Raw genomic sequence first — 12,443 nt, 5'->3', positions numbered from 1 at the left:
ACAATAAGGCAATCGAACAATAAGGCAATTGATCCTTCCTTCGATGGAATAAACGAAAATTCAAAAATTTTGCTTTGTACAGCAGTGAGGATATATTCCCATGACCAGGAAAACCACTTTTCCAAAAGTAATGTGCACCCAGCACCCGGATTCTGCTTCCAGGTACATCTCGACCCAGGAAGAACCGGGGGAGGCTGTGGAAGCAGCAGTGGAATTCGGATGCGACGAATATATGGCGGACTATGAGGGAAAGGCCACACCCTACCACCAGAATGTCCAGATTGTGGCAAAGCTCATAGAGGAAACGGACCTGGTGCCCGGAAAAGATATATTCCTCACCCCCAGGGCTCCGAGTGCGCTTCAGGAGAACCGCTTCAGGCAGCTTATGGTGATGATGTCCGTTGCAGAAGCAAACTACAATGCCCTGGAATACTCGGATGTCCAGGCAATTCAAGAGTTCGTGCACCCCATGACAGGCACTGTCCGGGAGATCCTGGAAGCACAGCAGTATATGGTAGACGTAAGCGAACTTGCAAAAAAGGAATTCGGGTTTTCAATGGAAGTGCCGCGGATAATTCCCCTGATTGAAGATGCTCCGGCACTTTTGTGCGCAAAGGGACTTGCGGAAAAGACAATCTTTGCCTGGGAAGAGCGTTACGGGACTGTCCCTGAGAAATTCAGGGTATTCCTGGGCAAATCCGACTCGGCACTCTCCTTCGGGCATGTGGCAAGCACTCTTTCCTGCAAGTATGCCATAAGCGGGCTTTCCGAATTAAGTTCGGAGCTCGATACCGAAATAGGGATCATATTCGGAGCCGGGACCCTGCCTTTCAGGGGGCACCTGGACCTGAAAAATGCAGAAAACTTTTTTGAGGAATACAGGGGAATAGGGACCATCACCCTTCAGTCGGCAGTCCGGTACAGCCATGAAAAAGGGGATGCAGAAGCCCTGGTCCGCCTTGCAAAAGCAAAGCTTCCGGAAACTCCTGAACTCTATTCCCCCAAAGAAAAAGAAGAGATCGTAAACATCATAGGGATATTCGGGGCCAGGTACAGCCGCATCATCCGGGAACTTGCACCCGTAATAAACAGGATTGCCGACCTCCTGCCCCAGCAGAGGGACCGCCTTATGCACAGGGGAAGCGGAGGCTATTCAAGAAGCGCCCCTGACATCTCCGGAATAACCCGGCTCTGCCGCAGTGACATCGGAAATGAGCTCAAAGCCAGCATGCCGGAGGAAAACCTGCACCTGCCAAGGGCAATCAAATTTACCGGTGCCCTCTATTCCATAGGCCTGCCCCCGGAGTTCATAGGGACAGGCCTGGCCCTGGAAGATGTAAGGGAAAAACTCGGGGAAGCTGCCTGCGAACGGCTGCTTACCAGGTATTTCCCCTCCCTCTTCTCGGACCTCAATTTTGCATCCGGGTACCTGGACCTGAATGTAGCTTCCCGTTTCCTACCTGAAGCCTGCCTTAAAGCTGTCCGGAAGGATATTGAGGCCGTACAAGAAACCTTTGCCCTTGAAGCCCGGGCCGAGCCTTCATACCGCATCCTGCTGGAAATGATGCAGCCTGACCTGCTGGAGGCGGGGACAGCCGGGAACTGCACGGACGAGGAAGTCTCGCAGCTCGTATGCTCGACCCTCACAAAAATGGGAAAAATCAGAAAGGCTCTGGGTTGAGGATAGAACCACCCTTAGTACCCAGAAACATTTTTTGAATCAGGATATTATAGAAGCCCCCGCCAGCTTGTCTGGCGGCCCTGCACAAAAAGCAAATAGAGGCTCTGTAGAAATTCTTAATTTTATGTAAATTATTTCTACAACCTTTTTTATTTATATTACACACTATCAGTTTAATTTTTAGTCGAATACCCCGCTAGCTTGCTTCGGGAATGGAAAACTTCCCCGATAACTGTTAACGAAAAATGATGTATCAATTTGCTTTCAGGCTGTTAATTTCTGCTCAAACTAAATTGTTTAGGGTTATTGTCTAATACAACGAAATTTTGAGCGGGGGCGCGAAAATACCCCATTGCTTGCATCGGGGTGCGCCAGCGCAACTTTGATTTCATAATTTTTTGGGTAAAGACATAACTTGAGGATCTCTACAAAGCCGATATCTTTAACATTTTTTAAGACCTCAGGAATACTTATGAAAAGCACAGTATATCTTTATGTATTTGACACAATGGCTGACTGGGAAATCGGTTATTTAAGTGCTGAATTAAACTCGGGAAGATACTATAGGAAAGGATTATCACCTTTAAAAATAGTAACAGTTGGTATAGATAATACCCCTGTAATTACTATGGGTGGCATAAAAATACTGCCTGATATTGAACATAAAGAATGTATCATTGAAGATGCTGCAGCCTTGATTCTTCCTGGAGGTAATACATGGGCAGAACCAATTCACAACCCTATTTTAAAAAAGGCTGAAGAATTTTTGCGGGAAGATGTAATTGTTGGAGCAATTTGCGGCGCTACAATAGGACTTGCTGAAAGTGGGATGCTGAATAAAAGGTGGCATACTAGCAACGATCTTGGATTTCTTAAAATGACATGCCCAAATTATGCAGGAGAAATGTACTATAAGCAAGAGCCAGCGGTAACAGACGGGAATCTGATTACTGCTTCCGGAACAGCTCCATTGGAATTTACTGTTCACGTGTTGAAGAAACTGGGTTTATTCTCACTGCAAACGTTAGATTCATGGTACAACCTTTATTACACTCATGACCCAAAATACTTCTATGAGCTGATCAGTTCTATTCAATAAAAAAGCCTTTTGAATTTTTATATAGAACTTATCCTGGCTCTGTAGAAATCCTCTGAAAATAAGAAGCATTTTTACAATTTTATTTTTATAACTTTTTGGGTAAAAACATAACTTAGAGGATTTCTACAAAGCCCAAATAGAAGTCGAAGAAAACGAGTTGAGAGGAGGTAAAGCAGGAAGAAGAAGAAGTTATGAGAGACCATAAAAGTTACTAAAAACAGATTTAGGTTATGATCTACCTATTCTTATTTTTCTTCTTGGCATGAAAGTGCTCTCAAGTACTTTCATTATTTGTGCCTGTTATTCAAAGAATTTCATGTGCGTTTTTTCTTATTACGGGAAAGGCCGCTCTCCTGCGTCGAGCGTACAAGAACGGTTCAGTATAACGAATGACGTTGCCTGGGTTAGAATTCATAATTTGAATTCCAAATCAGCTCATGAATTCCAAATCAGCTCATGAATTCCAAATCAGCTCATGAATTCCAAACCAGCTCATGTCTTCTTTTATCGCATGCCAGCCCCATTAAAAATGAGTGACTGAAATCTCCTTATTTTTACTTATCAGACTCCCTTAAAAATCAAATCCCCTTAAAATAATGCCCGGTCGTATATTCAACGCCTCTTGCAGGCTTCAGCTTAGCCTCTTTTCCTGCAAGTGCTTCCCTGTAAGCCTCTGTAACCTCTTTTACTTCGGCTGCGCTGCTCAGGGAAAGGTCAAGCCGGAGCACGTCCACCCCATACCCTTTCAGGTTCTTAACATACTTCAGCATGTCAAGCACTTTTGAGTTGTAGATAAGGGTCCTGGTCCCCTGGCGTATGACGGGGAATTCGGAGCCGTCCCGGTCAGCAAGGAGCACGTCGCTGTCTTTCCTTACGATTTTCCTGTCGACGAGGGGCTTCATGAGGTCATTTTCAGTAATCAGCATAAGTTCCCGGCCGTACACGACAATTTCGGTCTGGCCTGAACCCTCGCAGGTCTGGAGGGCTTCGCAGATGTTCTTAATCTCACTCAGGTTCAGTTCGCTTGAAAGGGTTGCCCTGTACGCGCCAGCCCGGTAGAAGGTGCTGGCAGAAAAGGCGTTGAAAATGTTGAAGCCCTTCTGGACGACAAAGGGTACGGAAAGTGTTCTTGCAAGCTGGACCGCCCCGAGGCTGGCACATGCCACACTGAAGCCTGCGTCCCTGACTTTTTCGAGGAGGGGGCTCAGTTCCTCAAGTTCGCGGTCATGGGTAATCCTGGGGATACGGAAGACGAGTTCGACTCCCCCGGCTTTCAGGGCCTCGAGCTTTTCCGCATTTGCCGGGGCCATCAGATCTTCGAAGCGCGAAATCAGGATATAGACAATGTCTGCACCTGCGGCTGCTGCCTGGAAAAAGGAGAAAATATCCTGCACTTCCACACTCAGGAGGAGATCTCTTGCAGGGAGGGTTTTGTTTGCCTCTCTTTTGCTCCCTCTGCTTTCCCTGCTCCCGCTGGCTTCAGGTTTGCTGTCTTCCGCAATGCACAGGTGGCTGAAATCCGTCAGTTTGGGGTGCTTTTGCTCTTTTTTATAGGTCTGGAGCCTTTTTTCCAGCAGCAGGTCGGCGGCCTTACGCCTGGCGTTCTTGAGCACGCCTACCGGGATAAAGATGTTCTCACCGGCTTCGATTACGACGTCTTTGGCTTCAAAAGGAGTGTCCCCAAGGCTCTCCATCGCCTTTCTGACCTGTTCTTCCGTAGTTGCGGATTTCTGGGCTTCCTGGACAATATAATCCTCGGCAAATTCGGCGCTGTTGCCTTCTTCATCTCCGATTTCGACTGTAAACCGCTCTCCGGTCCTGGCGCTCACCTTAAGGCTTACGGGAAGGGGTTTTAGCTTTGTTTTCTGGAGGGTGTCCAGGAGCTGGGTGTCTGTTGTGAGGTAGAGTTCGTCTCCCCGCTGGACGGCTCTTCCGGTTTTGGAGCTGATCTCAAGCCCCACTTTTTCGCCTTTCTTTGCACTTTTAACGCGCTCGCCTGCAATCGTAACGATCCCGGTTACCGCAGAGCCGAGCATGCGTTCCCGCGTAAAGATGCTGACCCCGTCTTTTACGTGGAGGTCCTCATCCAGCCTCAGGGTAAGCTTTGTGGTGCCCTGTGAACGGGAGAGGTCCAGGACTTTCCCGAGGTATGCCCCGTAGTTTGAGCTGTATTTCGGGTGGGAGACACCCTTTTCCCCGAGCACGAAGCCCTTTGTAAAGCCCCTGTAAAAGAGTTTTGCAAGCTCGGCTTCTTTTGCTTCAAGCTCTTCCCTGGTCGGGTTTTCCCCGGGCATGCAGATGCTTTCGACTGCGGTTTTGTAGGCATCTGCACTTGCCGTAACATATTCGGGCTTTTTCATCCGGCCTTCGATCTTGAGGCTTACAACCCCCGTATTTACGATATCTTCCAGCCCCGGGAGCGTGCAGAGTTCGGCACAGCTTATGGGGTAGCTGCCCCCCACATGCCTTTCGTCCACTTCCCTGCCGTTTACCACAAACCTGTAGCGGCGGCGGCAGGGCTGGGCACAGGCCCCCCGGTTTGCGCTCCGGTCGTGGAGGAAGCTGCTGAAGAGGCACCTCCCGGAATAGGAGTAGCAGAGGGCACCGTGGACGAAGATCTCGATTCCGACTTTTGAGTGCTCCACTATGTCTTTGACCTCTTCGGTGGAGAGTTCCCTGGAAACAATGACCCTTTTTGCCCCGAGGCCGGAAGCAAAGTCGACCCCGGGCTTGTTGTGGATTGTCATCTGGGTGCTGGCATGAAGGGAGAGGTCGGGATAGATTTCCGTAAGAAGCCTGAGGAGCCCGAGGTCCTGCAGGATGACAGCGTCGATTCCGACGGCGTATGAGCGGTCGATTATGTCAAGGGCGTCCTGAAGTTCTTTTTGTTTAATGGGGATGTTCAGGGCAAGGTATACGGAAACGCCGTGGGAGTGGGCAAGGTCCACTGCGGCTTCCAGGTCATCAAGAGTGAAGTTCTTTGCCCCCTGGCGGGCATTAAACTCACCGACCCCAAGGTAGACGGCATCAGCTCCTCCTTTTATTGCAGCGAGCAAGGCGTCGTAGTCGCCGGCAGGGGCGAGGATTTCGGGGGGGGTGCAGGTGGAATTTTTGTCAGACATGTCAGATCAGCGTTTGTTCTTTTCGGGTAGCTGAAAGTTTTGGCAAATATGAAGAAAAAGGGCTTACGCAAATCAATTCAGAACCGGTTTAAAACGTAAAGGGGCTTTTCGCATAAAAAATGGATGGTATTATAAGGGTGTATTTCATGCCAGTTTTGAGGATATGTTTCATTTCAGTTTTGAGGATTCCTCCTCATTCAGGAAGTCCAGGACCGCATTTGAATATTCAACCGGTAAATACCGCTCTCCGCAGTGCTTTGCTCCTTCAAATACAATAAACTGCGCCCCTGGCAGGTTTTCTGCAATCTCAAGGGTGATTACGGGAGGTGTGAATTCGTCGTCCGTCCCGACTAAAAGCAGGGTCTTGCTCCTGATTTCAGGCAGGCGCTCGTATGTGCCGTTCCATTTCAGGTTTGCATCTGCCTGTTTCCGGACCGCCGGATCCAGGCCTGAATTTGCGGCACAGGACTGAAGCAGGTCTTTCAGGAGTGCAGTTTCCGGGGTGTTGACACTGTAAGTTGCCGAGGAGAAGACAAGTTTATCCACTTTTTCCGGGTAGTTGAGTGCCATTTCCTGGGCAACCGAGGCACCCATGGACGTCCCGAGAACATGGGCTTGCTGGATCCCGAGGGCATCAAGCAGGCCTGCAGCATCCCCTGCCAGCAGGTCCAGGGAAAAAGGTTCACCGTCATCGGAAGAGAAACCTATCCCCCTGTTGTCGAAGCTTATAACCCTGTAGTCCTGTGCCAGAAGCTCGACAAAAGTCGCATTCCACATGTCCATGGTCCCTCCGAACCCCATGATCAGCAGGATGGGCTCTCCTGAACCGAACTCCCTGTACCCGAGCTCTACGCCGTTAACGGAGGCGTACTTTACAGGGAAAGAATTGAGGGAAAAATCAGTAGATTCTTTTTGGGCTCCTTCAGAGCGAAAACCTGCACATCCTGAACTCGCAAGAACTGTGAGGGCCAGCAAGAGAATGATGAACGTTTTAAGATTCATGAACGCCTTAAGATTCATAGGGGGTATTAAATCATTGATGATAGAATAAACATTCCCTGCAGGCTCCAAAGAAACACTACCTAAGAACACCTGCTAATAGAAGCATTAAAGAAAAAAATACCAAAGAAAGAAGCACTAAAGAAAGAAGCACTAAAGAAAAAAATACCAAAGAAAGAAGCACTAAAGAAGAAGAAAAAGAAGAAGAAGAAGAAGAAGAAGCACTAAAGAAAGAAAGGCGGTGTAAATGCCATCCCTTTGCTTACAGTGAGGTGCACCGCCATTCTTTGATATGACAGAAGATTCCTTTCAATTTTAAATCGTTAATTGTCTTCCAGCCAGCAATTTATCTCTGACCACAACTCGGGGGAATTGTAGTCAAGGGCTATACTGCCGTGGCCCTGGTCATTCCAGATTATTGACTTAACCTTACCATTTATTTTTCCGACCTCATTTTCGTACCACCATGAACCATAAGCCCCAAAGCCACCCCCTAATCCGACATAGAGGACCGGAGAGTCCACTCTGGCCGGGTCAATTTCATATCCTTCCATATTGCCCATTAAACCGGCCATATACAGGTCCATATTTATTGGCGCATAAGGTACGGCTCCACCATTCAAAGCTGCATTTAGTACGCGGTTTTCATCAACATAATAGAGTCCGTCGACATCCCCGCTCCAGTAGTGGTAATCCTCTGTATAGGGGTATTCACTGAACATATACGTCTGGCTGGCCATAAGCCTGAATACCTGCCTGTTCGTAAGTCCGGGCAGGACAGGAGATTCGTCATCCGGGGAAGCAGAAGCCAGATATGCTAACTGCATCATCCCGGCCATATTGTCTGCATTGTATGTTCCCATTTCGATACTTTCGGAAATCTCCACAAATTGTTGTGCCTGCGCCTGGATTAATTCCGGATATGCGGGGTCGTACCTGATGATAATTTCAACGGGCACCACCTTATCAACACTGCCCAGGAGCGAATCATCGTATTCACCCGCCTCATAAGCTGTAAGAATTAATGCTCCATGACTGTGCCCGATTGCCATAACCTCTACTTCTCCTGCAGGCCTGTTATTTAAGAGAGAGGTCTGGATCCTTGATACTGCGACACCACAGTAAGTGTCACTCAGGTATTTGTCAATGGTCCAGCCTTCCATGTAACTGAAATCAGTCTCGGTTACCGGAACATTTGTTTCTCTCCTATCCAGGACGTAGACACAATATCCCTCCTGAGCATAGTATATCGCCATGTCAGAATAGAAACTTTCAGTTAAAGACTGGCCGGGCAGGATTATTAAATTTTTATTTGAACTGGTATGCCAGGGTTTTGTCTCCCTCACATAACCGGTAAGAGTTATGCTGTCATATTCCCCAGGTCCAACACTTATTTTAATTTTATACTTTGCCATGTTGTCGCAAACAATTCCGGTCCTATCAACTTCAGTCACGGCAGGATAACATTCAGGCATGCCGGTTGAAAGGGGACTGGATTCAATCTCCAGTTCAGCAAGCTGGTCATTTATGTTACACATCGGGTTTTTAGCCTTTGCAGCAGAAGCAGGTACGGAAATTATGAGCAGTACCAGTAAAGTAGCTATAAATGCCGTTCGTATTTTCAATTTATTCACCTTTTTTAACTTTTTTCACCTATCCTCACCTTTTGTGAGAATCCCAGTTCAGGACCCTGGCTCAAAAATCCACACTTTTTTGATACCAGCTACCCAGCTACCTGTTTTTGTCTTTTTCATATAATGATAATTAAATAGCAGAAATTAGCCTAAAATGGCTAAAAAATCTGCAAAATAAAAGGGACTCCTCTTTGAGGCCATTCTCTGGAGACCTGATCGGGAAATGATCTAAAATTGCCAGTATCTACACAAGATCTGAATTAATTAAATGATAAAGTATAATATCCACACTTTGCCAACAAATAAATATTGTCATTTGAATCTGAAATTTTATTTTTTTAGGAATTAATTTAAAACAACCATTTTTTTAGATTTCACAGGGTTTGGAAATAGAGGAAGATTTAATGTAAAAAAATCCCATATTTTTGGGACGGGGAACCCTTGAAAACAAGAATCGATCAAAATAGAAACTATTTTAATAAAACAGATATATATACTAAAGAAATTTCACTTAACTTGAGTATAAAATTCAAATTTGTTGGTGTGTATCCGGGCTATTCTGCCGATTTAACTCTCTGCTTATTCACCTTAGATCCCGTATCCGGATTTGCAGATAAGGCAGAGACTGGCCGGTGAAAAAGGGTTACAGTGGTTGATGCTTATGAAAAGCATACTTGTTGTGGAAGACAATTCCGTTATCATGGAGCTTGTAAAGACTTTGCTGGTTTCATTCGGATATGAGTTTAGAGGGGCTGAAGACGGATTTGAGGCAATCAAACTTATTGAAAAAAGTGATTTTAACCTTATATTATTAGATATACAGTTACCAGGACTTGACGGACTTGAAGTTTTGAAAATATTAAAAGAAAATCCTGAAACCCGGCAGATCCCTGTCATCGCCCTTACAGCCCATGCTATGCGCGGAGATGAAGAAAAGTTTTTAAAAGCGGGGTGCAGCGGCTATGTTTCCAAGCCCATCGACATCCAGAGGTTCAAATTCCTTATAGAGCAGTTTATCATCTGATATGGGTTGTTTCCCGTCTTACATGAATCGTTTGCCGGGATGTGTGAAAAATGAAAAAAATGTCAATGGGAAGACAAGTTTTTTCTTGGGGTTGGTGTTATGCCGGATATTTCCAGAATTCGATTTACAAAAACATTGAATGATTTAACTATAATTTTATCCCTGGGCTTCCTTTTTATCCTGGTAGTCTCGGGCTTTGACCTCTTTGAGTCCGTGGTCGTATTTGTTGAGCAGTATGAACAATGGGAACTGGGAAACCTGCTTATTCTTTCCGTATACCTTACCTTCGCCCTGGGGGTATTCTCCCTGAGGCGCTGGATGGAGCTTGAAAATGCCCTGCTTCTCCAAAAACAGGCAGAGGAAAACCTCAGGGAAAAGGATGAAAGGTACAGGGCGCTTTTTGAGCATTCCAACGATGCAATCATCATTCTGGATAAAGAAAAGGTTCTGGATCTTAATAATAAATGCAGGGAAGCTCTCGGGATTAAACAGGCCCGGCTCGAGAATGTCTCGCTGATGTCGCTGATTCCCGGGGAGTTCCTGCCTGCGGCAGAAGAAGCCCTGAAGAATACCCTTGAAACAGGTTCTGCGCGCTTTGAAATGACGTTTGAAAAACCGGATGGAAGTGTTATTGACGTAGAAGTCAGTTCCTCCCTCCTGAAAATTGAGGAAAATGTTATTCAGCTCGTGGCCCAGGACATAACTTCACGCAAAAAAGCAGAAAAATGGGACAGGGAAAGCAGAGAGAGGTTGAAAACACTGCTGGACAACACCCTTTGCGGGATACTGCTGGTCGACGCCGCAACACATGAAATCGTCGATGTAAATCCGGCAGCATCCGGGGCTATCGGGCTACCTGAAGACCAGATCATAGGAAAAGTCTGCCACCGTTTCATCTGTCCCGCCGAAAAGGAGAGATGCCCCATAAGCAATCTGGGCCAAAAAATCGACAAATCCGAGAAGTTACTCCTCAATGCAAAAGGTGAGTCCTTCCCCGTCCTGAAGAGCGTGGTACCTGTAATGATCGGGGATAAAAAATATCTCATCGAAAGCTTTGTGGACCTTTCCGAAAGCAAAAAGGCAGAAAGGGAACTGCTTGAGGCAAAACTCACTGCAGAAAGCGCAAACCGTGCCAAGAGTGAGTTCCTTGCCACAATGAGCCATGAACTGCGTACCCCTCTTACTGCGATCATCGGCTTTTCGGATGTGATGCTCGGGGGGATTACCGGAGAACTAGGCGACCAGAACAAAAGATTCGTAAACAATATCGCTACCAGCGGGAAGCACCTTCTTTCGCTTATCAACAATATCCTTGACCTGTCCAAAATCGAAGCAGGAAAAATGGAACTTGAACTGGAAAAATTTTCAATTCAAGATGTATTTGCCGATACAAGGGCTGTAACCTCTGCCCTTGCTTTGAAGAAAAACATCTCTCTGAAATTTAACGTCGAAGATAATTTTTTCATTAACGCTGACAGGATCCGCTTCAAACAAGTCCTCTACAACCTTGTAAGCAACGCTGTAAAATTCACTCCCGAGGGAGGAGACGTGGGAATCTCGGCTTCAAAAACCCGGGATGTGGTAAAGGTCGCGGTTTCGGATACCGGGATAGGGATCTCAAAAGAAGCCCAGAAACTCCTCTTCCAGCCCTTCAAGCAGGTTGACTCCGATATCAACCGACAGTATGAGGGCACCGGCCTCGGGCTGGCTCTAGTAAAAAAATTCGTGGAACTCCACGGGGGCAGGGTATGGGTTGAGAGCGAACCCGGAAAAGGCTCTACCTTCACATTCGAGCTGTCCTCAAAATATGAAGAACTGCCCGAAATATACCTGGAAAGAACAGGTAGTTCGGAAACAGAAATTTATGATGCAGCAGGTAATGCAAAGGGAAACGAAGCGGGAAAAGCTGAAGCAGGAGGAGATGAAGCCAGAAAAGCTGAAGCAGGGGAAGAAACCGAAATACCTTTCATAATCGAGCCGGAGGGGGCCAGAGGGACAGAACCCCTGGTGCTTGTGGTCGAAGATGATGAAATGTCCCGGGAACTTCTGGTGTTCACCCTCAATGATGCGGGATACAGGGTCGCTACGGTTTCCAGCGGGAAAGAGGCCCTCCTCCTTGTCCATAAAATGAAACCTTTCCTGATCACCCTGGACATAATGCTTCCCGGCATCAACGGCTGGGATGTCCTGAAAAACCTGAAGGAGGACTCCGCAACAGCCGATATTCCCGTCCTGGTCATCTCTATGGACGATGACAAAAACTGCAGCCTCCTCTGCGGCGCATTCGACCATCTGGTCAAACCCGTGCAAAAAGACCTGTTTCTCTCCACCCTGGAAAAGGTAAAAGAAAAAACCGAAAAATCCTCCCCGAAAATTCTCATTGTGGATGATGAGCCGGCAATAGTAGAGCTTCTCGGATCCATTGTCGAGCAGGAAGGGTATGAATTCTTCTGTGCATACGGAGGCAAAGAAGCAATAAGTAAAACGTTAAACTTCCTTCCGGATGCGCTCATCCTTGACCTGATGATGCCGGAAGTTACCGGCTTTGACGTCATCAAGGCCCTCAAAGAAAATCCGGAAACTGTGGACATCCCTATCATCGTCTGCACCGCAAAAGACCTTAGCTTTGAGGAGAAGGAACTGCTCAACCGGAATGTTTCATACGTTATGCAGAAAGGGGACTTGACCCGGGAAAAACTTATGAGTTTCCTGAATAAGTTCAGGGCAAACACATATGAAGACTCAAAAGAACTCCTGATGTCGAACTAACAGGTGATGTGCGTCCTGTGCCCTTATGCAAAAAACGTCCCCTTTAAGAGAAAACGAAAGTGTGAAAAACGAAAGTGTGAAAAACAACAGGTTATAAAATAGGAAAGTTAGAGAG

At 46.8% G+C, this 12,443-nt stretch carries 8 protein-coding genes; 5 read left to right on the top strand and 3 right to left on the bottom strand.

The window, feature by feature from the left end; all coding sequences use genetic code 11:
• Positions 1–100 precede the first annotated feature (100 nt).
• Both ppcA and FTO70_RS06870 read left to right on the top strand, forming a co-directional pair.
• Positions 101–1,681 carry a phosphoenolpyruvate carboxylase gene (ppcA, locus tag FTO70_RS06875; protein WP_255335003.1) on the top strand — a complete coding sequence of 527 codons (1,581 nt, stop codon included), beginning with the start codon at positions 101–103 and terminating at the stop codon, positions 1,679–1,681.
• Positions 1,682–2,153: 472 nt separating this feature from the next.
• Positions 2,154–2,780 (top strand): type 1 glutamine amidotransferase family protein, encoded by a 627-nt coding sequence (locus tag FTO70_RS06870; protein ID WP_255335002.1) that lies wholly within the window; start codon positions 2,154–2,156, stop codon positions 2,778–2,780.
• A 578-nt stretch (positions 2,781–3,358) separates the two neighbouring features.
• Here FTO70_RS06870 and FTO70_RS06865 read toward each other — a convergent pair.
• From FTO70_RS06865 to FTO70_RS06855, 3 genes are all read right to left on the bottom strand, one after another.
• Positions 3,359–5,902 carry a DUF3656 domain-containing protein gene (locus FTO70_RS06865; protein WP_255335001.1) on the bottom strand — a complete coding sequence of 848 codons (2,544 nt, stop codon included), beginning with the start codon at positions 5,900–5,902 and terminating at the stop codon, positions 3,359–3,361.
• A gap of 168 nt (positions 5,903–6,070) precedes the next feature.
• Positions 6,071–6,904 (bottom strand): alpha/beta fold hydrolase, encoded by an 834-nt coding sequence (locus FTO70_RS06860; RefSeq protein ID WP_255335000.1) that lies wholly within the window; start codon positions 6,902–6,904, stop codon positions 6,071–6,073.
• Between the two features lie 320 nt (positions 6,905–7,224).
• The gene (locus FTO70_RS06855) at positions 7,225–8,526 is read right to left on the bottom strand and encodes a hypothetical protein (protein WP_255334999.1); all 1,302 of its coding nucleotides are present in this window, start codon (positions 8,524–8,526) and stop codon (positions 7,225–7,227) included.
• A gap of 450 nt (positions 8,527–8,976) precedes the next feature.
• On the opposite strand from FTO70_RS06855, the gene FTO70_RS06850 reads away from it, so the two are divergent.
• The 3 genes from FTO70_RS06850 (at position 8,977) to FTO70_RS06840 (ending at position 12,328) form a co-directional block, all read left to right on the top strand.
• On the top strand, positions 8,977–9,171 hold the full coding sequence (locus FTO70_RS06850) for a hypothetical protein (protein WP_255334998.1): 195 nt from the start codon (positions 8,977–8,979) through the stop codon (positions 9,169–9,171).
• A 25-nt stretch (positions 9,172–9,196) separates the two neighbouring features.
• A complete protein-coding gene (locus FTO70_RS06845; RefSeq protein ID WP_255335034.1) occupies positions 9,197–9,559 on the top strand; it encodes a response regulator in 363 nt (120 codons plus the stop codon).
• Positions 9,560–9,694: 135 nt separating this feature from the next.
• Positions 9,695–12,328, top strand: coding sequence for a response regulator (locus FTO70_RS06840; protein ID WP_255334997.1), 2,634 nt, complete (start codon positions 9,695–9,697; stop codon positions 12,326–12,328).
• The last annotated feature ends 115 nt before the right edge of the window (positions 12,329–12,443 follow it).

Origin of the sequence: Methanosarcina sp. KYL-1 (assembly GCF_024372725.1) — an archaeon.
In the GTDB taxonomy this organism is placed as follows: Archaea; Halobacteriota; Methanosarcinia; order Methanosarcinales; family Methanosarcinaceae; genus Methanosarcina.
The sequence above is the reverse complement of the archived record's forward strand: the minus strand, read 5'-3'. Positions and strand labels throughout refer to the sequence as shown.